This is a genomic window from Campylobacter sputorum, assembly GCF_002220775.1.
GTDB lineage: Bacteria > Campylobacterota > Campylobacteria > Campylobacterales > Campylobacteraceae > Campylobacter_F > Campylobacter_F bovis.
This window is the reverse complement of sequence record NZ_CP019685.1, coordinates 291,747-318,078: the sequence shown is the minus strand read 5'-3', so window position 1 is coordinate 318,078 and position 26,332 is coordinate 291,747. Positions and strand designations below refer to the sequence as shown.

Sequence of the window (26,332 nt, the reverse complement as noted above, 5' to 3'; positions counted from 1 at the left end):
TGTATTTTTCTTAAATTAAAATTTATAAAACAGCATAATGTGCCCAAACACAATTTGATAAATTGCTTATTTTAGAGATAATATCTTTGCTTATATTTTCATCTAATAATATAACGGCAAGAGCATATCCTTCTTCGCCTCTTCCAAGTCTAAAATCCGCTATATTTATATTAGCATCTTTTAATATAGAAGCTACAGACATGATAACCCCAGGGACATCTTTATTTTTAAATACTATCATTTTGCCTTTTGGCTTAAAGTCTGTTTTAAAGCCATTAATACTGATAATTCTTTGTTCTGTTTGTGAAAATACTGTTCCAGAAATTTCAGTAATTCCACTTTGAGTAATCAAAGAAATAGTTGCTTTATTTCTATAATCTTTTTCTTCTAAAGTTGTAACAGATGTTTTTATATCTTTTTCTTCTGCAACAAATTTGGCATTTACATAGTTGATATGATCTCCTAAAATATGTTTCATTGAACCAACTATAGCAAAAATCAACATTGACTCAGCATAACTTCCAATATCGCCTTCTGTTTTAAGATGAATCTCCCTTATAGATCCATTTGATATCTGTGCACCAAAATAAGCCATTTTTGAAATAAGTTCTATATAAGGCACGACAAATTCAGGAATACTATCTTTTCTTATAGGTAAATTAAGTGCATTTGGATAGCTAATACCTCTTATTGCACTTATAGCCTGCTCTGCTGCCGCAACGGCTATCTTTTCTTGAGATTCATATGTATTTGCTCCAAGATGTGGTGTTACTCCAACATTTTCAAATTCTAATAATTCGTGATTTGTTGCCGGTTCTTTTTCTAGCACATCTATACCAAGAGATGCTATTTTACCACTTTTTAAGCCTTTTACAAGCATTGCTTCATTGTAAAGACCACCTCTGGCACAATTAATTAATCTAACTCCATCTTTTAATTTATCTAAATCTTTTTGTGAAATTATATCTATAGTCTCATTCGTTTTTGGCGTATGTATGGTTATAAAATCTGAATTTTTTAGTATATCATCTAAATTTTCAGTATAAACTCCGCCCATACTTGTAACTTTTGTAGGATCTATATATGGATCATAAGCAATAATATTCATACCAAAAGCCATTGCTCTTTGTGCTACTCTTGATCCGATATTACCAAATCCAATTATACCAAGAGTTTTTCCAAAAAGTTCTATGCCGTACCATTTTTCACGTTTCCAGTTTCTATTTACCTTAAGATCATTACTTGAGTTTATAAATTTTCTAGCACAGTTTAATATATGACACATAGTCATTTCAACAGCTGCTATAGTATTTGCTGTTGGAACATTCATTATGATGATACCTTTTTTAGAAGCATTGTCTATATCAACATTATCAACTCCGACTCCAGCTCTTACTATCGCAGTTAAATTTTTACCAGCATCTAAAAATTTACTACCAATCTCAGTTGGACTTCTTGTTATAGCAACATCTGCGTTAACTATAACTTTTAAAAGCTCATCTTTTGTTAAATTTGTAGCATCTACAACTTTTATATCGTCTTCTTTTTCTAGAAGCTCAAAACCTTTTTGATGAATAGCGTCACACACAACCACTGTTTTCATAATACAATTTCCTTTGTTTTAGAATTTATATCGTATGTTTTTAAATTAGATACAATTTTTTGCAATAACTCTTTATCCCCAGTATATAAGTAGATTAAATTTTGTGTCTCGTCTTTTATAACACTAAACTCAACACCCAAATGCTTAAGGGTTTGAGAAACACAAAACATAGAGTAAAAACTATTCTTATCTATAATTAGTTGAGTAATCTTGCCTAAATTTTTTGGGCTACCAACTTTTATATAAATTTTATTTACAGGAAGAGAATAATCACTATTTTTTCTAACCGCAAATTCTTCAATCCACGAAAAATATTTTTTCTCTTTATGCTCAAAAATCTGTTTATTTAATGATTCAGAGGAGTTATTTTCCACAAAAAGACTTGTATTTGCATAACTCCACAGATAAAAAACAAAAACTAGTAACAAAATAGCCAAAAACGATATAGTGCCAAATGTTAATAGTCTTTTTTTCATGATAATATATTAAGATAGTTGGTCTTTTATGATATCGCCTAAATTAAAACTATCATTATCATTTATTTCTTTTAAAACTTCTCTTTCTTTTTGCTTAGAAAGACGCTTTATGCTAAGTCTAATTCTATTTTTTTTATCGTCTATAAAAGCTATTACAGATTCTATAGTATCACCAACTTTTAAAGTAGAAACATCAACACTAGAGCCTATATCCTCATTTCTTATAAGAGCTTCAATATCGTCTTGTAATTTTACAAATATTCCAAAATCCTTAATATCTCTTATGGTTCCAGTAACAACATCTCCAACATTATGTTGTTTTGCATATTCACAAACTGGGCTATTTGTTAAATCTTTTAAAGAAAAAGATATTTTTTCATTTTCTTTATCTATTTTTATAATTTTTACTTCTAATTCATCTCCAGATTTAAACATATCCTTGCATTTTATGTTTTTATCCCAAGATGCATCTTCGTTATGCAAAAGTCCTTCAAGTGAGCCTACTTTTATAAAAACACCAAAATTTGTAATAGTAGTTATCTCTCCTTTTACTATGTCACCTTCTTTAAATTTTGACATAAACTCATCAAATGGTTTAGGTAACATATTTTTCAAAGATACTCTAAGCCTTCTATCACTAGCATCTATTTCGATAACTTCGACATCTACTTCTTGACCCTCGCTTATGAAATCTTTTGGATTTTTTATATTTTTATCCCAAGAAATTTCACTTATATGCAAAAATCCTTCTATATCGTTTCCAAGATCAACAAAAGCACCATATGGTTCTATATTGCTAACTAGAACTTTTATAGTATCGCCAACATCAAGACTATCTTCTATCTCATCCCAAGGATCTGGCATAGCAGATTTTATAGATAAAGAAAGATGATGCTTTTCATTATCGTACTTTGTAACTTTTACTAAAACCTTATCTCCTTCTTTATATAAAGTTTTAGGATTAACAGGACCTTTGTAGCTTATTTCACTATAATGAACAAGTCCATCAACTCCACCAACATCTATAAACATTCCATAAGTTGTAATTTTTTTAACAACTCCTTCTAAGACATCATCATTTTGTAAGATAGAATTTATTATCTCTTTTTTCTTTTTTTTGTCTTCTTCCATAATCTTGCGTCTTGATATAACAATGCTTTGCTCTTCTGGATTTACTTTTATCACTTTTGCTGCAAATATTTTACCAAGCACATTTCCATCTCTAAAACCACTTTGTGATCTAGGCAAGAAAAACTCAACTCCATCTTTATTTTGAGCAACAAATCCGCCCTTATTTTTAGATATAATTTTTACATCTACTATATTTTCAGCATTTTCATCATAACTATCTATAAAATCTTTTATTTTTTCTTTTCTAATAGCCTTTTTGTGAGAAACTATCGGCTTTCCACCTCTATATCCTGTTATGACTACTTTTATCTCATCACCTTCTTTTATATCTAGTTTATCGTTATCGTTTTTTAACTCACTAGAATTTAAAATACCCTCAGATTTTTTACCTATATTTAAAAAAATCTCATCTCCCTTTATAGCAACTACAACACCATTACATACAGTATCGTTTGATTGTTTAAAAGATTCTTCTAACATTGTAGCAAAATCTAAATCATCATCCTCAAAAATATCGTTTTGAACTTTATCGTTCACCTCAGCCATCGTCGTCCTTTTTTGTAATTTTTGCATATTTTGAAATACTCATGATTATACTTAAAAATAACTTATTTTCATATTAATTATTAACTTAAATTTAATGCCAAATTTTTTAAAATTTAAAACTTTTCTAAATTTCTTATAATATTTTGTATTATCCAATCAGGTGTACTAGCACCAGCGCTAACACCACATATGTTTTTATTTATAAACCAATCTTTATTCAATTCTGATTCATTTTCTATAAGATAACTATCTTCGCAAAATTGTTTAGAAATTATAAAAAGTTGTTTTGTATTTGAAGAGTTTTTACCACCAACTATAACCATAACATCGGCTTTTTTAGCAAGTTCTTCTACTGCTTCTTGATTTAAAAGAGTTGCATTACAAATGGTATTAAAAACACGAACTTCCTTTGATTTTTCCATTATAACATTTACAATTTCTTTAAAATGTTCTATTTTTTTAGTTGTTTGTGAAATTACGGCTACTTTATTTCTAAGTTGTATTTGTTTTATTTCATCTGTACTTAATACAACATAAACATTGCCTTTAGTAGCGTATGATTTTACACCTTTTACTTCTGGATGATTATCATCTCCAAAAATAACTATATCATAACCTTCATCACTCATTTTCTCTACTATTTTTTGTGGTTTTGTAACATATGGGCAAGTAGCATCAATGATATCTATGTTTTTTTGTTTTAATATACTTAAATCATCTTTTGTTATACCATGTGTTCTTATAATCGCCTTTTTCTCATCGCTTAATTCATCAATATTATTAAGAGTTTTTACGCCAAAATTATCTTTAAGTCTATTTATCTCTTCTTTATTGTGTATAAGCTCACCTATAGTCGCTGAATTTGGTGCATTTTCTGCTAATTTTATAGCTCTTTTTACTCCAAAACAAAAACCACAACTCTTAGCAAGCTCAATCTTCAACTTTAACTCCAATATCTCTTAAAATTTGAGAAAAAGATGGAAAAGATGTATTTATACACTCGCTGTCTTCTACTATCATTCCGCACTTTAAACCCAAAATTGCAAAGCTCATAGCTATTCTATGATCCCCGCTTGGTTCGATTATAGCCGCATTTGGTACACCACCAACTATTTCAAAACCATCATCAAGTTCTTTTGCATTTATACCACAAGTTTTTAATCCATCAACCATAACTGCTATTCTATCACACTCTTTTACCCTAAGCTCGGCAGCGTTTCTAAGAGTGCTTTTTCCATTTGCACAAGCAAAAGCTATAGCAAGAGCTGGTGCTTCATCGATGAGCCAAGATGTATTTTGACTTACTGAGATGCCATTTAACTGCGAATATTTAATCTCTATATCCCCAATATCATCATATGAGTTTTCTTTTTTAATAAACTTTACATACACACCCATTTGTCTTAAAACATCATAAGCCATTGTTCTTGTTTTATTTAAAATGACATTTTTTAAAATTATATGAGAATTAGGTATTATAGCCGCAATAAGTGCAAAATAAAATGCCGAACTTGGATCATTTGCAACATTTATATTTAGTGGTTTTAATGGTTTTAAAAGCGGCTTGACTTCTATGCTAAAGCTATTTATAGATATATCTGCACCCATTGATATAAGCATTTTTTCACTATGATCTCTACTTAACTCAGGTTCACTTATCTCACAACCATTTGAATTAAGCCCAGCTAAAATAAGTGCTGTTTTTACCTGTGCAGATGCTATTTTGCTATTAAACTCAAAATAATCTAGTTTTGTTCCTTTTATGCAAAGTGGTGCTAAATTTCCATCATTTCTACCATAAATTTTAGCTCCAACTTCACTAAGTGGAGCTCCGACTCTTTTCATTGGTCTTGAGTTTAAATACTTATCACCGCTTAAAACAAAAAATCCGTCTATGCTAGCAAGAAAACCCATTAAAATTCTCATTGTAGTTCCAGAATTTCCACACTCTAAAACACAATTTGGTTCTATTATTTCTTTTGGCGGAGTTATGACTATAAAATCATCATAATACTCAACAATAGCACCAAGTTTTTCTATTATTTTAAGAGTATTTAGCGTGTCTCCAGCCTTTAAATAGTTTTTTATAACACTTTTTTGATCGCTTAGTAACGAAAATATAGCGCATCTATGTGATATTGACTTATCAGAAGAAATTTTATCAATACTTGCTTTAATAGGCTCTTGTAAAGCTATAATCTTCATCTTATTTCCAAATTTAATTTATCTTTTAATGAATCTAATATCACTTGCATTTTATCTGCTATTTCATCATCTTTTAATGTATTTTCTATATTTTGGAAAACAAACTTAATACTCAAACTAAAACTATCATTTAAATTTTTATCTTTATAAATGTCAATAGGCATAAATTCTTTTAAATCTTGTATATTTAAAGAATTTATGCAGTTTTTTATATCTTCATAACGCATAGAATTTGGCACAACTAAACTCAAATCTCTACTGATGCTTGGCATTTTAGAATACTCTTTGGCTATAATTTTTTCAAATTTAAGTTTATTAAATTCTATCTCACAAATATATGTTTTAGGCAAATCCATTTTTTGCTCTATTGCTAAATCTAATCTACCAATATATCCTATCTCAATGCCTTTTTGATAAATTTTTCCTTGTTCAAATTTATTTAAAAACACCAAATCATCGCTAACTTTTATTTCTATCTTTCCGATACAATTTTGTACTTTAGTAGCAAATCTAAGAAAACTTATATCCTCGCCTTTTGAACCATTTAAAAGACTTGGTTCGCTATTTAAGCCAGAAATTAAAAATGCTAAACTTAAATTTTGATTTGCATTTTCATCAAAAACTTCACCTACTTCAAAAAGTCTAACCGATTTTTTCTGATTTTTTACATTTCTTGATGCTGAGTTTAAAAGATGGTTTATCAGCGTTGGTCTTAACATATTAAGTTCATTGTTTATAGGATTTGTCAATTTTAACTTACACTCTTTAAAACCCAATTTTAAAAGCTCATCTTTATTGTCAAAAACATAATGCATACACTCAAAAAATCCATTATCAACAGATCTATTTTTAATACTTTTTATGTTAGCATAGTTATAAAATACACTATTTAATCTATTCTTCTCTTTAAATTCTAAAGGCTTAGAAGCTATGTTATCAACACCAAGAATTCTTACTATTTCCTCACAAATATCATGAGAATTATCTATATCGTGTCTAAAACTAGGAATTTTCACATTTAAAAATTTCTGTTCAGCACTAGAACTTACATCAAAGCCTAATTTTTTTAATATTTTTAAAGCCTCGTTTTTTTCTATTTCTATACCAATCATACTGCTTTGTTCGGTTATGTTTATAGTAACCATTTTTTGAGAAATTTCATTATTTATATACTGCGAACCAGCATAAATAGATATAAAATCAAATTTATCAAAACATTTAAAAAGATATCCAAATCCAAACTCTAAGTCAGGCTCACTTCCTCTGCTAGATCTATAAAGATGTTCATCACTTTTTATATTTTTATTTTTATAAACAATCCTAGATATCAAATTTGGATCAGTATAATTTGCTTCTATAATAATAACTTTGCTATTTTCATCAGGCATAGCAATATCATTTTGATAAATTCCAGCTATGCTAAGTTTTTCATTTTCAGCTTTTACAATACTAGCTGTCGTGCTATCTTTTATTATATCTAAAGAAATTTTTTCTCTACCATTTGCTATCTTATCAAAATCATAAGCTCTAAACAAAACTCCAGTTGTATGTGTAGCATATGATATAATTTTTTGTATTATATCTGTTTTTTGCATACCTATATAAGCAAGTCTTAACTTTAGTAATAATTTTTCTTCTATGTCTGCGTTTAATTTTATAGCTTTGTATTGAAAATTTGAAATAGGCTTTTCATCGGTTTTTATACTTAAAATTCTACCAATTCCAAGCAAATTCTCGCCATCTTCATATAGCTGGGCTTCTTTTAATGCTATATCTAGTGCAGCAGATAAATCCCTAGCAACACCATAAATACTTAAACAATCTCCCCTATTTGCAGTTAAATCTATCTCTATAATATCATCATTTAAAAGCGGATAATTTTTAAGTTCTTCTCCGAGTTTTAATTCGCCAATACTTGCATCAAGAGGCATTATTCCATCATTTATCTTAGGCATTCCAAGTTCTGTGGATGAGCATATCATTCCCATACTTTCAACACCTCTTAATTTAGCCTTTTTAATCTCCATTCCATTTGGCATAATGGCACCTACCATTGCAACTGGCACAAACTGACCTGGTTCAACATTGCTAGCACCACAAACTATGGTTAAAATTTCTTTTCCAACATCAACTTCACATACATTTAAATGATCTGAATTTTCATGCTTTGAGCGACTTTTTACATATCCAACGACTATATTTGAAGGTATTCTAACTTCTTTAAAACTATCAACTTCTAGTCCGATAGAATTTAGAGTTTTTAATAATAACTCATTACTAACACCACTTATATCTATCCATTCATTTAACCAATTTCTAGTAACTACCATCTAAACTGCTCCAAAAGTCTTAAATCTCCCTCAAACATACTTCTTAAATCAGGAACTTGATGTAAAAGCATTGCAAATCTCTCAACTCCAAGCCCAAAAGCATATCCACTTACATCTTTATATCCAACAAATTCAAAAACATTAGGATCAACTATGCCACTTCCTAAAACTTCTAGCCAACCACTATTTGAACATACTCTACAGCCTTTTCCGCCACAGAAAATACAGCTTATATCAACTTCTGTTGAAGGTTCTGTAAAAGGAAAAAAGCTTGGACGAAATCTTACTTTAACATCGCCAAACATATGAATCAAAAAATCTTCTAACATATATTTTAAATTTGCGAAACTTACGTTGTTTCCATTTTCAACCACAAGTCCTTCAACCTGATGAAACATAGGCGTATGTGTTAAATCCAAATCACGCCTAAAAACAGAACCAGGTGCTATCATTCTAATAGGTGGTTTTTGATTTTGCATAGTTCTTATTTGAACAGGACTAGTGTGAGTTCTAAGCAAACTACCATTATCAAAATAAAATGTATCTTGCATATCTCTAGCTGGATGATATTTTGGTAAATTTAATGCTTCAAAGTTATGAAAATCATCCTCTATTAGTGGTCCTTCTTCTACAGAAAAATTTTGCGAAACAAAATAATCAATGATTTTATTCATAGTAATTGTTATCGGATGTAATGCACCACTACTTGAAAGTTCATTAAAAAGAGTTATATCATAAGCTTCTTTTTTCATTTTTACATTAAGCTCTTCTTGCTCAAACTCTAATTTTTTTAAATTTAAGAGCTCACTAAGAGTGTCTCTTTGTGCGTTTAAATTAGCAGCAAAGGTCTTTTTTTCTTCCCCATCTAACTCTTTTAATTTAGCAAATCCTTGAGTTATAATGCCTTTTTTACCAAAAAGATTAACTCTTATTTCTTCTAGCTCGCTTAGGTTTTTGCTATTTTTTATGCTATTTTCAATATCTTTCAAAATAAACCTTTTTGAATAAATTTTTGTTGATTTTACTGTTTTTATGCTAATAATATGCTTTAATGGATATGTTGTTTTATTGTTATGAATTTATAGTATAATGTTTAAAATTTTTACATCAAATAAAGGATAAAAAATGGCAGAAAAAACAGTATTTGAAAAGATAATCGATGGCGAACTTCCTTGCAATAAAGTTATGGAAGATAGTGATTTTTTAGCTTTTCATGACATAAATCCAAAGGCTCCTATACATATTTTAGTAGTTCCTAAAAAACATTTTGAAAATTTTCAAGAAGTTGAACCTGCTACAATGGCAAAAATGACAGAATTTATTCATAATGTAGCAAAATTATTAGGAATAGACAAAAGTGGTTATAGACTTATAACAAATTGTGGCAAAAATGCAGGTCAAGAGGTTATGCATTTGCATTTCCATATGATTTCAGGCGGCGAATTTACATGGAGCGATAAAGGCGTAAATCCTCAATCGACATTTTAATTATAAATGAAAATTATTTTCATAATTTTATATTATTTTGTTGTAAATTTATCTTATTTTAATAATTTTACAGATATAATTTCTCAATTAATAAAATTTATTTAAAAGGATACAATATGTTAGTAACAAATAAAGCACCTGATTTTACAGCACCAGCTGTTCTTGGAGACAATCAAATAGTTGAAGATTTTAATCTTTATAAAAATATAGGAAAAAACGGAGCCGTAGTATTTTTTTATCCAAAAGATTTTACATTTGTTTGCCCAAGTGAGATTATAGCTTTTGATAACAGATTTAAAGAATTTAAAGATAGAGGTATAAGTCTTATAGGCGTAAGTTGCGATAACGAATACACTCACTTTGCTTGGAAAAATACCTCAAGAGATAATGGCGGTATAGGAAATATCCAATTTCCTTTAGTAGCTGATCTTAAAAAAGAGATAGCAAGGGGTTTTGATGTGCTTTTTGATGATGCAGTTGCACTTCGTGGCTCATTTTTATTAGACAAAGACGGAACAGTTCGTCATGCGGTTATAAATGATATGCCTCTTGGAAGAAACATTGATGAAATGATAAGAATGGTAGATACAATGTTATTTACAAACGAACATGGCGAAGTTTGCCCTGCTGGATGGCACAAAGGCGAAGATGGAATGAAAGGCTCAACCGAGGGCGTAGCAGAATACCTTGCCAAAAACGCTTCAAAATTATAATTTTTAGAGTGTCCTTTGACACTCTATCTTCTTTTTTAATGCACAATAATTTTTTATAGATTTTATATTTTTTTAGAATTTTAATTAGTTTTTAAGCAAAATAATATAAATAAAAATTTAATAAGCTATATTATACAAATATCTTATTTTTCAAACAATATTTTATTTGGTAATTTTAGTTTATTATACAAATTTATATTTTTTATATTAGGAGCCACTATTAGTGCATAACCACCATTACCTTGCCTGTCCCATAGATTAAAGAAATCATTTTTGAGACTTATATACTCTCCAAAGCTTGGATCAAGTATAGTTATAAAATCACCTTTATGATTTATTGCAACAACAAAATGTGGATACCTAGGGTCATTTTCTACTTTAACAATAACTGGTATATTTAATTTATCAAACAAATTTCTATCCATTTGATAACCATTTGATTCATATCCTATTTTATTTAATACCTCTTTTAACTCTTTGAAACTTACCATATTTGTATTTATTGTCTTATTATCATCTAATAGATAATTTAATATATCGCTCTCGCTATACTTTTTTATATCAAATAAATTTATCAAAGTCGCAATAGATGAAGCACCGCAAGACTCCTCATAGCTTTGCCTTACTACTCTTTCATTTTTAATTTCATAATATGATTTTACTGCAAACTCAGCATTTAAATAAATACACAAAGACACTATAATGATTAATATTTTTAGAATTTTTTCCACAAACTTATGCCAAATATACTATCAGGAGCAGCACTTGAGCCACCCATTGTAGCAGAAAAAGAAATAGCTGTATCGATATCTAAGCTATAAGTAGAGCCAACACTATAAGTTGGTATGGAGTGTATATTTGTCATTCTTTCAATATCAGCAAAACTAAAATTTCTTGGGCGATTATACCCGACTCCTGTATACATAGAATAAATTACTGGATCAGAATAGCCCTTTAGAGTTCCTTTTAAAGAGTATGATTTAAAATTAAAATTTTCAGTTTCATGATATGCTCTTTCTCTTTGCAAAACAGCTGTTTGCAAAGTAACCATTGGTATAAGCTCTCCTATACTATCTCCAGTATAATTTAACCCAATCCAAGCAGAACCAAAATCTAAATTAGTTTCACTTTTTGGCTCTAAAGTATAATAACTCATATACTCACTACGTCTATAATTACCATCTACTGTTGCTAAAATATCTATTTTATCTGTTAATGTATACATTATACTTTGACTTAGTGTGAGCTGCTTTGTATCATCCCACACCATAGAATCACCATTTATCATCAAACTTGGATAACTTGAGTATACATTTGGATTACCAGAGCTTAAAAAAGACAAAGTTGTTACACTTCTTAGACCAACTTGTTTTTTAAAAACACTATCTATAGTAATTGGGTCCGAAGCTAAAGCTAATGTAGCACTAAGCAAAATAACTGATGATAATTTATTCATAAAATATTCCTTAAATATTGTTTTATAAGTAATTATACATTAACTTTTTTATAAATTTATTTAAGCCCTAACATCAACCCCAATCTTTTTTCTAATTTCTCCATAAGTTCTAGAAAAGTTTTACATCTTCTTTGTTTTGTCTTTGTAAAAGCTTACTAGTATAAAATAGTCTTGGATCATTTTGCATATCATAAGTTTCTTTATTAAATGTTTTTACTTTATTGGTTTATACTTATCTAGCATCTCTTTTTTTCTCTTTTGCTAGTTTTTCATTATATTCTCTTATTTCTTTATTTTCTTTCTCAACTTGTGCTCTTTTTGCAGCAGTTGATTTTTCTCTATCTTCTGTGTATAATCTTTTAAATTCTGTTATATCTTCATCAAAATAATTTCTTAAAAGCCAAGATCCAAAATCTCCTATTGAATATGCTCCTTTAGGAAGAGAATCAAAAAAATCCTCCAGCTCTTGCTCTTGTTGCATTGTTCCCCAGCCTAGCCTTCTATCCCAAATAGATAATTTTCCACCTTGTGCAACTTTATCTTTTAAATTATGCAACCAAGTCACTAAATTATTATCTATTAAAAGATCTGCATCTCCTATAGTTTCTATATCAAATATTAATATATTTAATATATATACTCTTGTTCTTGTTTTGTATATTTTTTATTTAGCAATTCTTCTAATTGAACTATAGATTTTTCTTTCCAATCAACTTCATTTCTATCAAATTTAACAAATTCTCCAAGGATATCATAATCTGATTTATTATAAAAGTAGTTTCTAAATCTAGCATTTTGTTTAGCCATCTCTTCTTTTGATTGTGTTTTTTGTTTTTCTTTGATTTTTGTAATTATATCTTTTGTATTTTCTTCTAATTTGTTTTCATTAGTTTGATTTATGATTTGTTCTTTGATATTAGAACTATCTTGTTCTAATTGTTGTTTTGCATGATTTTCTTTTAAATTTATGTTTGTATTGTAATAACTTAAATTTGATTCAAATCCATTTATACTACTTATCATTTTAAATCCTTTTAATATTACCCGCTTTTTTAAAGCGGGTAATTAAGTTTATCTAGCTGTCCAGCCGCCTAACTCGCTTTCTAGTCTTGTTTTAAAATTATCTCTTAGTCTTGAAATAATAGAGTTATTATTCATTATACCACTATTATTTATAGAGTGATACTCTTTTGCTATATCATCATATGCTCCCATATCATATTTAAATACTACATACCTGCCATATCTTGAAGCTTCTATATTTCTAGTAACAGCATACATAACAAAGTATCTATTCATATCATAAACAAATGGTCCAAGAGCTGCCTTGTATTCTTTTAGCAAATAAGGACCATCTTTCGACTCATACTTAGCAAAAACACCAGCTTGGTTTGAACTTAATCTCTTAATATCACTATAATCTAACCCACCTTTAACTTTTTGCATATTTGCATCATCAAGGCGTGTAATACCAATAGAATTATTGCTTAATTCACCATTTGTTACACTAGAAAAAAATCTCCAGCATTTATTGCAACAGCCAGCAAAGAACTTAAAAGTATGGCTTTTAAAACTTTAACATTGTCTCTACTTTGTGTTAAAATGTTTCATTAGTATATCGCAATCATAAATCCATAATTGTCAAATTTAAAAAGTATTAAAATATTAATCATTATAAATCATTCCATAAGTAGCATTTATTAGCCCAATTTGTCTTCTTTCATACTCTTCAACTGACAATCTAACATCATTTACTTTTATTATCCTGTTTGCTTCTTCTAGCTCTTGTTTAGATATTTTTGGAAGTGGCTGAGAGAATGTTGTATTTATCTTTATATCATCGCTACTAAGTGAGCTTATATTCATTATAAATCCTTTTGTAGTTATATGACTATAATCGGCTAAAATGATAATTTTTGTAAATATATTTGTCGATAGATTTATATTTATTCTGTTAGTAAATTTATGATACTTTGTGGCAAAATTTCATGTTCTAGTGAGTGGATTTTTTCTTCCCACTTTTCTAAACTCATATTTTTTTCTCGTTTGAAAGTTTCTTGTGCTATGATTTTTCCACCATCAAGTTCTTCGCTAACCATATGAACACTAACTCCGCCAACCATCATTCCGCTTTGAAAGCTCTCCTTTATAGCGTGAGCTCCTTTAAAAAGTGGCAAAATGCTTGGATGAAGATTTATGGCTTTTATTTGTGATGTAAAAACTGGCGTTAAAATACGCATAAAACCAGCTAAAATCACCAAATCTATATCATATTTTTGTATCTCATCAACCAAAGCTTTATCAAAATCTTCTCTTGTTTTGAAATTTTTGTTTTCTATGATAATTGTAACTAAGCCAAATTTTTTTGCTCTTATAATGCCGTAAGCATCTGGTTTATTTGATATGCAAAGAGTGCATTTTATAGTTGTATTACCAAAAGTTTTATTATGAACTTTATTTAAAATAGCTTCTAAATTCGAACCATTTCCGCTAAATAATATTGCTATATTTTTTACAGACATTTTAAACCTTTTATTAAATCAAATGAGTTAAGTGAATATGAGCGTTTTTTGAATTTTTTTGCAGCATATGCATGCATCAAAACTCCACTTATGCTTGCATCTAAAAGAGTGTAATTTTGTGCTAAAAGACCACCTATAATGCCAGCTAAAACATCGCCACTTCCGCCTTTTGCCAAAGCGTTTGTGCCTTTTGTCATAACAAAAAGTTTGCCATTACTAGCGATGATTGTATTTGCACCCTTTAGCACGAGAACACCTCTAAAATTTTCACTCCAAATTTTAGCATATTTAAATCTATTTTCTTGCAACTCTTGTGTGTCAATTTGAGCTAAATTTGCAAGTTTTAGAAGAGATGAAAATTCTTTTGGGTGCGGAGTTATAACAAAATTTGGGTTTTTTTCTATAAGAGTAATGGTCTTTTGCATATAGCACATATCTGCATCTATTACTAGAGTTTTGTCTTGTAGTTCATCGAAATTTACTTCTTTTTTACCAAGACCGCAGCCAATTACTACAACTTCTGCATTTTTTAACGAATTTTTTTGCATTATGATAGGATTTATACGCATATTTTCTCCGACTATGCTTATAAGTCCGCTTCCAACGGCATTTGCACTAAGGGCTGCTATCTCACTTGCTCCGTTCATATCTCCACAAACTACATAAGTATGCCCGAAGTTTCCTTTATTTGTATTTTTATGTTTTCTAATTGGCAAAATCATATCTTGTTTTTCGAGTAAATTTACATTACTCTCTTTTTCAAATTTATCTCTAGAAATTCCTAAATTTGCAACTATGATTTTTCCAACAAAATCTTTTGCAATATCCGAAAAAAGAGCGATTTTTAATGCCCCCATACAAATAGTAATATCAGCTTTAAATGAAATTTGTTTGATTTGTCCGTATAAATTTATACCACTTGGGATATCAACTGCGATTTTTAGAGCTTTTATTTGATTTATTCTTTCTATGATACATTGTGTTTCATTGTCTATTTCGCCACTAAAACCACTTCCATAAATTCCATCTAACACACATTTATAATTATTGTCTAAATTTAAAACTTCTCTAACACCAACTTTTTTAGCTATATTTAGTTGAATTTGTGGCATTTTGTGTAAATTTTTTGATACAAAATAAACATAACATTCATAATCACCACTTAGCTTTCTTAAAGCACAAATTGCGTCTGCTCCGTTGTTTCCACTGCCACAAACTGCTAAGATTTTCGAGTGTTTTTTTACTTTTTTTCTTATTATTGTTTCTATTTTTGAAGCCGCATTTTCCATCAATATCAGCTCATTTATACCTAAGTTTTCGCTTGCGTTTTTATCTAAATCATTTGTTTGTAAAAATACCTTTTTCATACTTCATTCACCATTTTGTAGCTCATTGATTCTAAAATATCGTCTTTTTTGATGATTTCTTGTTCCTTTAAATCAGCAATCGTTCTTGAGGTTTTTAAAATTTTATTTATGCTACGATGGGAAAGTTGATATCTTGAAATAGCCATATCTAGTATATTTTTAGCATCATTTTCTAGTATGCAAAACCTTTTTATATCCTCATCGCTCATTTTACCATTTAGTTCTTTTTGTCCCCGCATTTTTTGTTTTTTAAAAGCCAAAATAACCTTTTCATACATCTCTTTGCTGCTTATATCACTTTTATCGTTTTTGCTAATTTCATCCATCAAAACATATATGTCTATTCTATCTAAAAGTGGTCCGGATATGCGTGATTTGTAGCGTTTTATATCAAGCGGTGAACAAGAGCAAATTTTATCTTTGCTTAGATAATTTCCACAAGGACACGGATTTTGTGCGGCTACAAATATAAATTTAGTATCATATTTTGCTTTTGAATTTACCCTTGAAACTAAAATTTGATTATCTTCAAGCGGTTCTCTTAAGGATTCTAAAACCTGCTTAGAAAAGTGCGGGAATTCGTCAAAAAATAGCTCACCCCCATTTGCCAAAGCTACTTCACCGATTTTAGCCCTATTTGAGCCTCCACCGAAGATTGAACTTCTTGTTGAGCTATGATGAGGATTTCTAAAAGATCTAAGTGTGCTAAACTCGACATCTTCATTGTTTAAAGAACTATATGCGCAGCTAAGTAAGATTTCATCTAAACTTTGTGGTGGCAAAATATATCTTAGTCTTTTTGCACACATACTTTTACCACATCCTGGACTTCCTTCAAATAAAACATTATGCATTCCGCTTGCTGCTATAAGACACGCTGTTTTTGCTCTACTTTGTCCTTTTATATCGCTAAAATCCATAGAAAAATCAAAATTTGGTATAAATTTTTCTCCATTTATCTCTATAAAATTCTCAAAAATTTTGTGAGTCTTAGTGTATTTAAATTCTTGTTCATTCTGTTTATCTTCAAAAAATTTAATAGCATCTTGGATAGAATTTATGGCATAAATTTCCAAATTTGGTATCATTGCAGCTTTGTTTGCTATGTCTTTTGGAAGAAGAATTTTTGCTTTTTTAACTTTTGTGCTTAAAAAAAGTAAAATAGAAAAAAGATTTGCCGTGCTTTTTACGCTTCCATCTAAACCAAGTTCGCCAAAGACAAAAATAGGTTCTATATTTTCAAGATGTTGTAAAATTATCAAAAGTGCAATGCTTAAATCAAAATGACTACCTGTTTTTTTAAAATCAGATGGAGATAAATTTATGGTAATTTTTTTAGCAGGAAAGTTAAATCCTATGAAATTTAGTGCAGATTTTACCCTTAAAATACTCTCTTTTATGGTGGTATCTGCAAGTCCAACTATATCAAAACCGGGCAATCCTCTTGCAAACGAAGACTCTACTTCTACTAATTTTAGTTCACCGCAAAAAGTTGCACATTTTAGAGTTTTCATTTGGCTTTTTGTTTTTCTTTAAACTCTTTTTCAAATTTTTTTCTTTTTCTATAGCCGATTTTTTCTATAAAAAGATGCCCATCTAAATGGTCACATTCGTGTTGTATGCAAATAGCCAGTAACCCGCTTGCATCTAGCGTTTGTTTTTGTCCTTGTCTATCAAAAAACTCAACTCTTATATTTTCTGCTCTTTGCACATCTTCATAAAATCCAGGAACAGAAAGACAGCCTTCTTGAAAGGTAGTTAAATTTTCTTTGCGGGTGATAATAGGATTTATAATCTCTATGAGATCATTTTTGTCTTGCAATCCATCATCATTTGTTAAATTTATAACTATTGCCCTTATTGGTTTTCCAACTTGAATAGCTGCTAATCCTATTCCATTTTTATTTATCATTGTCTCATACATATCGTCTAAAAATTTACCAAGTTCTTCATTAAATTCTGTAACTTCTGCTGATTTTTCGTATAAAATTTTATTTGGGTATGTTAAAACTTTCAATATCATAAACTACTCTTGTTCTAAAATATCTGGATCATTTTGGCTAGAATTATCGTTGTCTGGCTGTATTACAAAATACAGACTATTTTCTTTAATGCATTCTTTAATACCATTTAATAAAATATCTATATTTTCTTTTGAAGTTTTACTAGCATCAAGTGATAAAACTGAAATTTCTGTTAGGATATTAATTTCCATATTGTTTATAAAAGTAATTGTTGAAGAAAGCAGTTTTGATATCCTATCACACGCTTGAATGGCACTTTTTAGTTCTGTATGTTTAAGCAAAATAGCAAAAGTTTCTTTTTCATAATATGCTATAACATCGCTTCTTCTTGATGATTGGACGAGTATTTTGCCAGCATTTCTTACTATAGATTCTTTTTCTTTTAAACTTGGAATTTTGTCTAAAATTTTATCACTTATTTTTACCATCACCATTGATGAAGTAAATTTATATTTTCTTATGTTTGCAATTTCTGTTTCTAATACCTTAGTAAAATAATTTTTGTTAAAAACTTCAAATTTAGAATCATAAACAGACTGACCCTCTAAACTTCTATGTTTTTTGATAACCTCTTCATAGCCATCTTTTAATATATTCATATGTTTTTCTAGCAAAATATCTAGTTTGCTAATGCTATCATCTAGAGTTAAAAGAAGATTTTTAACGGCTAGTGGATTTGTATTTGTTTCTATCTCTGAAAGTTTTTTAGATATTATATTTTTTAGTATAGAGAAGTTTTTATAAATCACAGCAACTGCTTGAAGCATACTTTTTATCTTTACAAAAACTTGCTTAATGTCATTTTCCATGATGATTCTAGCATTATTGCTATCCATGGTATCAAAATCCAAAAACTCTGACATCTGTTTTTTAAAATTTTCTGGTTTTTCATCAAGCATTTGGTTAAAATAAATTTCAAAATTCTCTGGCGTTGGCGGGATATTTTCTTTTGCAAGTTTATCCAATACATTCTTGGAAAAAGAGTGTATATTATCTGATTCAACGCCAATATCGTCATCAACTTTTGATGTAGTGTTATCTAGTTTAACCATAATTTTTCTCTATTTAAAACTCTTTTCTAATACTTTATCTATAAGTCCATATTCGCATGCTTCTTTAGCACTCATAAAGAAATCCCTATCAGTATCTTTAGCTATTTTTGCTACTTTTTGACCTGTATTTTTAGCTAAAATTTCGTTTATAGTCTCTTTTAGTCTAAGAATTTCTTTAGCTTGTATTTCAATATCTGTTGCTTGTCCTCTTGCACCACCTAGTGGCTGATGTATCATTATGCGTGAGTTTGGCAAAGCATATCGTTTGCCTTTTTCACCACAACTTAGCAAAAACGCACCCATTGAAGCCGCTTGTCCAATGCATATAGTGCTAACAGGGGATTTTATGTAATTCATAGTATCATATATGCTAAATCCACTAGTAACAACACCACCTGGGCTATTTATATAAAGATATATATCTTTATCTGGATCTTCGGCTTCTAAAAATAAAAGTTGAGCTACAATAGAGCTTGCAACTTCATCATTTATCTCGCCACTTAGCATTACTATCCTATCTTTAAGAAGTCTTGAATAAATATCATAACTTCTTTCTCCTCTGCTAGTTTTTTCTACTACATATGGAACATAATAACTCATTATTTTTCCTCTTTTTCTTTTGACTTTTTATTATCTTTTGAAAAAATTGAGTTAAATAATTTTTCTTCAATCATAGCCATTTTTATAATTGGCAATGCGCCTTGATTTTTATAAGTTTCTAAATGTTTTTTAGGATCTATGCCGTATCTATAAGCTTCAAAATATATAGCTTGTAAAAGCTCTTGATCATTTACACTGATATTTCTAGCTTTAGCAAGTTCGTCTATGATAAATGTTAAAGCCACACTTTTTTCGGCCTCAGCTCTTTGCTCTTCGCGTTTTTTTGTAAGAGTGTCTTTATTTTCTCTAAATTCTTTCATCTCATCTGGAGAAAATTTTTGCCACTCGTTTCTAAAACGCATGTCTATTTCTTGCTCAACTAAATTTTTTGGCAAGTCAAATTTAAATTTTTCAATCAAAGCATCAACAAGCTTTGGTTTTAAATCTTCATTTATAAGTTTAGATAATTTTTCATCTCTTATTTGATCTTTGAGGTGTTCTTCTAGTTTTTCTTCTGTTGGATTCTCTTCACCTGGCACTAGTTTTTTTAGCATATCTTCATCTAATGTTTCAGGTATTTTTTTAGATTGAATTTCATTTAATTTTACTTTAAATACAGCGTCTTTTCCTGCAAGATCTTTAGCACCATATTCATTTGGAAATTTAACATTTAAATCTTTTTCTTCGCCAACTTTCATGCCAATCATTTGATCTTCAAAACCTGGTATAAATTGATTTGATCCTATTTCTAGTATGTAATCTTTTGCACTTCCACCATCAAATTTAACACCATCTACAGAGCCTTCAAAGTCAAATTTAGCATAATCTGATTTTTCTAAAGTGGTTTTATCTGATTTTTCAATAGGAGCAAAAAGCTTAACTAACTCCTCTTTTTTGGTTTCTATCTCTTTTTTAGTAACTCTTGGAGTAGAATACTCTGGAATAATATCATCGATATTTTCAACTTTTACTTCCGGTCTAAAAGAAATTTCTATTTCGATATCAATGCCATCATCTTTTTTATCAAATTTAGTAATAAATGGTTCGCCCATCATATCTTCTTGTTTTTTGCCTGTATTCTCGATAGCCTTTGTTAATACTTCTCTTAAAATTTCTTGCTCAGCATCTTTTTGTAATTCATTTAAATATCTCTTCTTTACAACGCTAACAGGAACTTTTCCAGGTCTAAAACCTGCTATTTTAATATTTTTTGAGGCTTTTTTTGCCATATTTTCTACTTGATTATCAAGCATATTCGCATCAACTTTAGCACTAGCTACAGCGTTAGCTTTATTTGTTAATTTAGCCTTAACTTCCATTTATTTCCTTTGTTTTTCAAAAATTATCTTTCTAGTTTATCAAATTTTTGTATAAAATTAAATAAAAAATATATTTTATTCATAAAAAAGAGAAAATTTGATAATATTTAAAGAAATTTAAATATTTAAAAAGGTTTAAAATTTGGACTTATCAAGAAAAGATGAATTTATGCAAGCATTTAAAACAATGCTTGAAATAATGGGAGAAGATGTAAATAGAGAAGGGCTTTTAAAAACACCAGAGAGAGTTTTTAAAGCTTATGATTTTATGACAAGTGGATACGACAAAGATCCAGCAGAAGTATTAAATGACGCTTTATTTAATACTTCTAATAGCGAAATGGTGCTTATTAGAGATATTGAATTTTATTCACTATGCGAGCATCATATACTTCCAATTATAGGAAAAGCTCATGTTGCATATATACCAAACAAAAAAGTTGTTGGGCTTAGCAAAATTCCGCGTATGGTAAATATCTTTGCAAGAAGGCTTCAAATTCAAGAGCAAATGACAGAGCAGATTGCAAATGCTATACAATCAGTTATAAAACCACTTGGTGTTGGCGTAGTGCTTCAAGCAAGACACATGTGTATCGAGATGAGAGGAGTTGAAAAAATAAACTCAACTACCACAACTTCGGCACTTCGCGGAAGTTTTATAACAAATCCAGATACTAGAAAAGAGTTTTTTTCATTGATAAACTCGCCTAGGGAGCCTAGATTTTGAGCTTAAATTCTCTTAAATCAAAACTTAAATCAAAACCACAACTATCAAATATATTCGGCATAGTAAGTAAAATTTCATCAACCGCCATAGAGATAACAGGACTTAGGCCAAGCATAGGAGATATTGTGAAAATTATATCAAAAAATGGCTCAAAAGAGGGACTTGGTATGGTTACTGAGGTAAAAAAAGAGTGTGCCTATGTTTCGCCATTTGGTTTTGTAGAAGGATTTAGGATAGGAGATATGGTTTATCTTAGTGAAAGTGGTATGAATATACCTGTTGGATGTGAACTTTTAGGACGAGTTGTAGATCCTCTTATACAGCCAAAAGATGGCAAAGGTAGCATAAATTGCACAGATTATACTCCGATAATGCGTCCGCCAATTGATGCTATGAAAAGAGGACTTATAGATGAGAAATTTAGCGTTGGCATAAAGACAATTGATGGTCTTTTAACCTGTGGCAAGGGTCAAAAACTTGGTATTTTTGCCGGAAGCGGTGTTGGTAAATCAACTCTTATGGGAATGATAGTTAGAAACTCATCAGCTCCTATAAAAGTTGTTGCGTTAATCGGTGAAAGGGGACGCGAAGTTCCTGAGTTTATAGAAAAAAATTTAGGTGGAAATTTGGACTCTACTGTCATTGTTGTTGCAACTAGTGATGACAGCCCTTTGATGAGAAAATACGGGGCATTTACTGCAATGAGCGTTGCTGAATATTTTAAAGATCAAGGACAAGATGTGCTTTTCATTATGGATAGCGTTACTCGTTTTGCTATGGCACAGCGTGAGATAGGACTTGCGCTTGGAGAACCTCCAACTAGCAAAGGTTATCCTCCATCTGTTTTGGCTTTACTTCCTCAACTTATGGAAAGAGTTGGAAAAGAAGAGGGAAAGGGATCAATAACTGCTTTTTTTACAGTGCTTGTTGAAGGCGATGATATGAGTGATCCAATAGCTGATCAAAGCAGATCTATACTAGATGGGCATATAGTTTTAAATAGAGCACTTACGGACTTTGGCATTTATCCTCCAATAGATATTCAAAACTCGGCTTCAAGAATTATGAATGATGTAGTAAGCAAAGAGCACCGCGAAAATGCTATTAAATTTAAAAGATACTACTCTTTATTAAAAGAAAATGAGGTTTTGCTTAGAATTGGAGCGTATCAAAAAGGCAGCGATAAAGAGCTTGATATAGCAATTTCAAAAAAAGCTTATATGGATGATTTTTTAAGACAAGGTGCAAATGAAGGCTTTAGTTTTGAAGAAGTTGAGAAAAAACTAAGCGAAATAAATAACAAATAGTTTTAAATGTTGTATAAATTTTTTAAGCCTATTAAAATTTAAGTGCATAAATTTCAATTTTATCTATCAAAATTTGTAAAATACATAAATTTAAGTTAAATTTTTTGTATTTAGCGTCAAGCGGAGTTGGTTTACCAAACAAAAGACTTTGCTTGGTAAATGAAAATTTATTTGCAATCTTCTTTAGAAGTTTTTAAAACAAAAAGGAATTTAGAATCTTTGCTGTAGTAATTTTGTTCTACACCTTTAAGCATATTTAAAAATCCACGCATATTTTCGTTTGAGCAAAAATTATTTGTAACTTTTTCTTTCATCAATGTCTTTAATTGCTCAATTTGTTCGCTAGTTAGTTCATCCTTTTCAAAATTTATTCTGTAGTTGTAAGTAAAAACATCATTAATACAAATAGAGCCAGAAAAAATAGTATCACGATCTATTTGCATTGGAGCTTGCTTGTTTAGAGCATCTACAGTAGCTTTCATCTCATCTTTTAAACAGACATCTTTACAAAATCCAAAAGTACAAAATAATACTAAAAATATTAATTTCTTCATATTCCCGCCCCCCCCATTTGTTAAAATTTAGTGATTGTAACAAATTGTAAATTTGATAATACATAAATTTATCACATTTATAAATTTAAGCAGCTCAAGCAAAAAATGATTTTATTAAAAAGGATGTGTAAATTTAAATTTGCAAATTTATTAAATTTATCTACTCTCTTCCACTTAAAAGCGGAACAAAAAGGCACTCCTCTAGCTTTTCTTTTGATATATTTCCATAAAAATCTTTTTTAAATTTATAGATAAACTGCTTGCCATTTTCTTTCATAGGGGCAACCAAAATGCCGCCATCTTTAAGTTGAGCAAATATCTTTGGACTTATCTCTTCACAAGCACAAGAAAAAATTATCCTCTCATAAGGAGAGTAAGTTTTCCATCCATCAATCCCATCATCATATCTTATATTGATATTTAACACATTTAATTCTTTAAAGCGTAATTTAGCACCATCTGCTAGTTTTTGAATTCTTTCTATACTAAAAACCCTATGTGCAAGTTTGCCTAAAATCGCAGCTTGATAACCACTACCACAACCTATTTCTAATACATTATCTATATCTTCGCATTCCAAAGCCATAGTCATTTTTGCTACAGTTAAAGGAGAACTTATCCACTGATTTCCAGAGATTGGATGTGGATTTAGTTCATAAGCATGTGCTTTTATGGGTACAAAAATTTCCCTTGGTGTTTGGCAAAATGCTTTATAAACCTTTGGACTAAGCGTGGTTAAATCGGCTATTTCGTTAGCCATTTTAAGACATTTTGTATATTCTAAACTATTCATTAAACAAATCTTTACTAAAAGTCATCAAAACTAAGGCTTCCTTTGCTATAGTTTGTAACTTTGCTTTCAAAAAAGTTGCTTCTTTGATCATTAAATTTAGAAAAATCATCAACCCATTTTATAGGGTGAGATGCACCATATTTTGCTTTTAATCCTATGGATGTTAATCTTTGATCTATAAGATAATGAATGTAAGTTGTGATGATATCATCTGTAAATCCCATAATTTGGTTTTGTGTAATATATTTGCCCCATTTTATTTCAAGTTCGCCAGCTTTTTCAAACATATCATAAATTTTTTCAATGATTTTTTCGCTAAAAAGATCTGGTCTTTCTTTTCTAACTGAATTTATCATATTTTGAAAAATCAATAAATGAGTTATTTCATCTCTTTGAATAAACCTTATCATCTGAGCAGAACCTAGCATTTTTCCAGCTCTTGCAAGTGCATAAATAGATGTAAAACCGCTGTAAAAGTAAATTCCTTCTAGAATTTGATTTGCAACCATTGCAAGAAGTAGTTTTTCATCACTAACATCACCAGCAAGCTCTTCATAAACACTTGAGATATAGTCATTTTTTTCTCTTAAAACTTCATCATATTTTTCCATCTCATATATCATATCAGTATTATCACAAATCGCTTCAACCATAACTGCATAACTTTTAGAATGATTTGCTTCTTCATAAGCTTGTCTTGCTAAAATAGCATTTATTTCAGGGGCCGTTATGTATGGATTTATATTATCAGCCAAATTATTTGTTTGAAAACTATCCATTGATATAAGTTGACTCCAAACTAAATCATACATTCTTTTTTCAGCTGGAGTTAAGTTAAAGTTATAGTCCCTAACATCGTCTGTTGTATCAACTTCTCTTGGAAACCATGTGTTTGCTTCCATCAAATCCCATAATTTTAATGCCCATTGATATTTTGCTTTTGTAAAATTTAAAATGCCATGAGGATTTCCACTAAAAATTTTTCTATCGGTTAAACTTTCGTTTGAGCTAGGGTTATAAATTTTCTTTCTTTTCATAAAAAATTCCTTTATAAATTTTTATAAATTTTTATTATAACGAAAAATAGTTTAAATTATTAATATAAAATAAGCTTTTATACTTTATATTAAGAAAATTTAAGATAAAATTAATACTAGATTTTGATTACTTAGAAAGGATATTTTAATGGCTAGTATAAATGAAGCAAAAAATATATGGATGAATGGTAAGTTAATTCCTTGGAAAGATGCCACAGTCCATGTATTATCTCACTCTTTGCATTATGGAAATGCTGTTTTTGAGGGGGTTAGAGCTTATCAAACAAAAAAAGGTCTTGCTATTTTTAGATTACAAGAACATACAAAAAGACTATTTGATTCTGCAAAAGCTTGCCTTATCAAGATACCCTACTCTTATGATGAGGTATTAAAAGCTCATGTTGATTTGTTAAAAAGCAATGATTTTAAAAACACTGTTTATATAAGACCGATTGCATTTTTTGGTTATGGAACAATGGGCGTTTCAAATGAAGGCGCACATAATGATCTTGCTATTGCTGCTTGGGAATGGGGGGCATATATGGGCGAAGAAGCCCTTAAAAAAGGTATAAGAGTTAAAATTAGTTCATGGATGAGATCTGCGCCATTTTCTATGATGAATAGAGCAAAATCGAGTGCAAATTACTTTAACTCACAAATGGCAAATTTCGAGGCTAAACAAGCAGGGTGTGATGAAGCGTTATTACTTGATCCTCAAGGTTATATAGCAGAAGGTAGCGGAGAGTGCTTTTTCATAGTTAGAGATGGTAAAATCATTACTCCGTTAAACAATACTAGCTTGGAAAGTATCACTCAAGCAACTGTTATAGAAATTGCTAAGGATTTAGGATATGAGGTTATAAGAAGACCTATAACAAGAGATGAAGCTTATATAGCAGATGAAGCGTTTTTTACAGGAACTGCTGCTGAGGTAACGGCTATTAGCGAGATTGATTCAAGGATTATTGGAAAAGGTTGTATGGGTGAGATAACATCTAAACTACAAAAAGCTTATTTCGATATAGTTATGGGAAATAACGCTAAATTTGAACACTATTTAACATATATAAAATAAGGAGAAA

28 protein-coding genes are annotated in these 26,332 nt (G+C 29.7%); 5 read left to right on the top strand and 23 right to left on the bottom strand.

What is annotated here, in order from left to right; translation table 11 throughout:
• Window positions 1–22: 22 nt before the first annotated feature.
• The 7 genes from serA to pheS form a co-directional block, all read right to left on the bottom strand.
• Window positions 23–1,606 carry a phosphoglycerate dehydrogenase gene (serA, locus tag CSPB_RS01660; protein ID WP_235606513.1) on the bottom strand — a complete coding sequence of 528 codons (1,584 nt, stop codon included), beginning with the start codon at window positions 1,604–1,606 and terminating at the stop codon, window positions 23–25.
• Window positions 1,600–2,079: a hypothetical protein gene (locus CSPB_RS01655; RefSeq protein WP_089192901.1), complete on the bottom strand. Its 480-nt coding sequence runs from the start codon at window positions 2,077–2,079 to the stop codon at window positions 1,600–1,602. The genes serA and CSPB_RS01655 overlap by 7 nt, the downstream gene beginning before the upstream one ends.
• A gap of 9 nt (window positions 2,080–2,088) precedes the next feature.
• Window positions 2,089–3,756: a 30S ribosomal protein S1 gene (locus CSPB_RS01650; RefSeq protein WP_089192900.1), complete on the bottom strand. Its 1,668-nt coding sequence runs from the start codon at window positions 3,754–3,756 to the stop codon at window positions 2,089–2,091.
• A gap of 113 nt (window positions 3,757–3,869) precedes the next feature.
• Window positions 3,870–4,697 carry a 4-hydroxy-3-methylbut-2-enyl diphosphate reductase gene (locus tag CSPB_RS01645; RefSeq protein ID WP_089192899.1) on the bottom strand — a complete coding sequence of 276 codons (828 nt, stop codon included), beginning with the start codon at window positions 4,695–4,697 and terminating at the stop codon, window positions 3,870–3,872.
• Window positions 4,687–5,961 (bottom strand): 3-phosphoshikimate 1-carboxyvinyltransferase, encoded by a 1,275-nt coding sequence (aroA, locus tag CSPB_RS01640; RefSeq protein WP_089192898.1) that lies wholly within the window; start codon window positions 5,959–5,961, stop codon window positions 4,687–4,689. The genes CSPB_RS01645 and aroA overlap by 11 nt, the downstream gene beginning before the upstream one ends.
• The gene (pheT, locus tag CSPB_RS01635; RefSeq protein ID WP_089192897.1) at window positions 5,958–8,291 is read right to left on the bottom strand and encodes a phenylalanine--tRNA ligase subunit beta; all 2,334 of its coding nucleotides are present in this window, start codon (window positions 8,289–8,291) and stop codon (window positions 5,958–5,960) included. The genes aroA and pheT overlap by 4 nt, the downstream gene beginning before the upstream one ends.
• Window positions 8,285–9,280, bottom strand: coding sequence for a phenylalanine--tRNA ligase subunit alpha (gene pheS / locus CSPB_RS01630; protein ID WP_033916852.1), 996 nt, complete (start codon window positions 9,278–9,280; stop codon window positions 8,285–8,287). Before pheS ends, pheT begins: the two co-directional genes overlap by 7 nt.
• 136 nt (window positions 9,281–9,416) lie before the next feature.
• Between pheS and CSPB_RS01625 the strand changes: the two genes are divergently transcribed.
• Entirely contained in the window at window positions 9,417–9,779 is a 363-nt protein-coding gene (locus CSPB_RS01625; protein ID WP_089192896.1) for a histidine triad nucleotide-binding protein, read from the top strand.
• 116 nt (window positions 9,780–9,895) lie between these two features.
• Window positions 9,896–10,492 (top strand): peroxiredoxin, encoded by a 597-nt coding sequence (locus CSPB_RS01620; protein ID WP_089192895.1) that lies wholly within the window; start codon window positions 9,896–9,898, stop codon window positions 10,490–10,492.
• 143 nt (window positions 10,493–10,635) lie between these two features.
• Here the strand turns inward: CSPB_RS01620 and CSPB_RS01615 are convergent, their stop codons facing one another.
• The 13 genes from CSPB_RS01615 to tig form a co-directional block, all read right to left on the bottom strand.
• Entirely contained in the window at window positions 10,636–11,223 is a 588-nt protein-coding gene (locus tag CSPB_RS01615; RefSeq protein WP_089192894.1) for a cysteine peptidase family C39 domain-containing protein, read from the bottom strand.
• On the bottom strand, window positions 11,208–11,948 hold the full coding sequence (locus tag CSPB_RS01610; protein ID WP_089192893.1) for a hypothetical protein: 741 nt from the start codon (window positions 11,946–11,948) through the stop codon (window positions 11,208–11,210). The genes CSPB_RS01615 and CSPB_RS01610 overlap by 16 nt, the downstream gene beginning before the upstream one ends.
• Before the next feature lie 232 nt (window positions 11,949–12,180).
• A complete protein-coding gene (locus CSPB_RS01605) occupies window positions 12,181–12,513 on the bottom strand; it encodes a hypothetical protein (RefSeq protein WP_089192852.1) in 333 nt (110 codons plus the stop codon).
• A 62-nt stretch (window positions 12,514–12,575) separates the two neighbouring features.
• Window positions 12,576–12,971, bottom strand: coding sequence for a hypothetical protein (locus tag CSPB_RS01600; RefSeq protein WP_089192853.1), 396 nt, complete (start codon window positions 12,969–12,971; stop codon window positions 12,576–12,578).
• Window positions 12,972–13,019: 48 nt separating this feature from the next.
• Complete coding sequence (locus tag CSPB_RS01595; protein ID WP_089192854.1) at window positions 13,020–13,394, bottom strand: hypothetical protein; 375 nt, start codon at window positions 13,392–13,394, stop codon at window positions 13,020–13,022.
• A 219-nt stretch (window positions 13,395–13,613) separates the two neighbouring features.
• Window positions 13,614–13,814, bottom strand: coding sequence for a hypothetical protein (locus CSPB_RS01590; protein WP_089192892.1), 201 nt, complete (start codon window positions 13,812–13,814; stop codon window positions 13,614–13,616).
• Window positions 13,815–13,894: 80 nt separating this feature from the next.
• Complete coding sequence (purN, locus tag CSPB_RS01585; RefSeq protein WP_033916904.1) at window positions 13,895–14,470, bottom strand: phosphoribosylglycinamide formyltransferase; 576 nt, start codon at window positions 14,468–14,470, stop codon at window positions 13,895–13,897.
• On the bottom strand, window positions 14,461–15,837 hold the full coding sequence (locus CSPB_RS01580; protein WP_089192891.1) for an NAD(P)H-hydrate dehydratase: 1,377 nt from the start codon (window positions 15,835–15,837) through the stop codon (window positions 14,461–14,463). The genes purN and CSPB_RS01580 overlap by 10 nt, the downstream gene beginning before the upstream one ends.
• On the bottom strand, window positions 15,834–17,351 hold the full coding sequence (locus CSPB_RS01575; RefSeq protein WP_089192890.1) for a YifB family Mg chelatase-like AAA ATPase: 1,518 nt from the start codon (window positions 17,349–17,351) through the stop codon (window positions 15,834–15,836). The genes CSPB_RS01580 and CSPB_RS01575 overlap by 4 nt, the downstream gene beginning before the upstream one ends.
• Entirely contained in the window at window positions 17,348–17,860 is a 513-nt protein-coding gene (gene def, locus CSPB_RS01570) for a peptide deformylase (protein ID WP_033916901.1), read from the bottom strand. Before def ends, CSPB_RS01575 begins: the two co-directional genes overlap by 4 nt.
• A gap of 3 nt (window positions 17,861–17,863) precedes the next feature.
• Complete coding sequence (locus CSPB_RS01565) at window positions 17,864–18,913, bottom strand: diguanylate cyclase (protein WP_089192889.1); 1,050 nt, start codon at window positions 18,911–18,913, stop codon at window positions 17,864–17,866.
• Window positions 18,914–18,922: 9 nt separating this feature from the next.
• Window positions 18,923–19,513 (bottom strand): ATP-dependent Clp endopeptidase proteolytic subunit ClpP, encoded by a 591-nt coding sequence (gene clpP / locus CSPB_RS01560; RefSeq protein WP_033916899.1) that lies wholly within the window; start codon window positions 19,511–19,513, stop codon window positions 18,923–18,925.
• Window positions 19,513–20,832 carry a trigger factor gene (gene tig / locus CSPB_RS01555; RefSeq protein ID WP_033916898.1) on the bottom strand — a complete coding sequence of 440 codons (1,320 nt, stop codon included), beginning with the start codon at window positions 20,830–20,832 and terminating at the stop codon, window positions 19,513–19,515. Before tig ends, clpP begins: the two co-directional genes overlap by 1 nt.
• Before the next feature lie 169 nt (window positions 20,833–21,001).
• On the opposite strand from tig, the gene folE reads away from it, so the two are divergent.
• Together folE and fliI are read left to right on the top strand one after the other, a co-directional pair.
• Window positions 21,002–21,559, top strand: a complete 558-nt coding sequence (gene folE / locus CSPB_RS01550) for a GTP cyclohydrolase I FolE (protein WP_052137708.1) — start codon at window positions 21,002–21,004, stop codon at window positions 21,557–21,559.
• Window positions 21,556–22,866 carry a flagellar protein export ATPase FliI gene (gene fliI, locus CSPB_RS01545; RefSeq protein WP_089192888.1) on the top strand — a complete coding sequence of 437 codons (1,311 nt, stop codon included), beginning with the start codon at window positions 21,556–21,558 and terminating at the stop codon, window positions 22,864–22,866. Before folE ends, fliI begins: the two co-directional genes overlap by 4 nt.
• A 167-nt stretch (window positions 22,867–23,033) precedes the next feature.
• On the opposite strand, the gene CSPB_RS01540 is transcribed toward fliI, so the two are convergent.
• The 3 genes from CSPB_RS01540 to CSPB_RS01530 all read right to left on the bottom strand — a co-directional run bounded on the left by CSPB_RS01540 (window position 23,034) and on the right by CSPB_RS01530 (window position 25,250).
• On the bottom strand, window positions 23,034–23,420 hold the full coding sequence (locus CSPB_RS01540; protein ID WP_089192887.1) for a hypothetical protein: 387 nt from the start codon (window positions 23,418–23,420) through the stop codon (window positions 23,034–23,036).
• Between the two features lie 160 nt (window positions 23,421–23,580).
• Window positions 23,581–24,213 carry a protein-L-isoaspartate(D-aspartate) O-methyltransferase gene (locus tag CSPB_RS01535; RefSeq protein ID WP_089192886.1) on the bottom strand — a complete coding sequence of 211 codons (633 nt, stop codon included), beginning with the start codon at window positions 24,211–24,213 and terminating at the stop codon, window positions 23,581–23,583.
• A gap of 14 nt (window positions 24,214–24,227) precedes the next feature.
• Window positions 24,228–25,250: a ribonucleotide-diphosphate reductase subunit beta gene (locus CSPB_RS01530; RefSeq protein WP_033916893.1), complete on the bottom strand. Its 1,023-nt coding sequence runs from the start codon at window positions 25,248–25,250 to the stop codon at window positions 24,228–24,230.
• Between the two features lie 148 nt (window positions 25,251–25,398).
• Between CSPB_RS01530 and CSPB_RS01525 the strand changes: the two genes are divergently transcribed.
• Window positions 25,399–26,325 carry a branched-chain amino acid transaminase gene (locus tag CSPB_RS01525; RefSeq protein WP_089192885.1) on the top strand — a complete coding sequence of 309 codons (927 nt, stop codon included), beginning with the start codon at window positions 25,399–25,401 and terminating at the stop codon, window positions 26,323–26,325.
• Window positions 26,326–26,332: the final 7 nt, after the last annotated feature.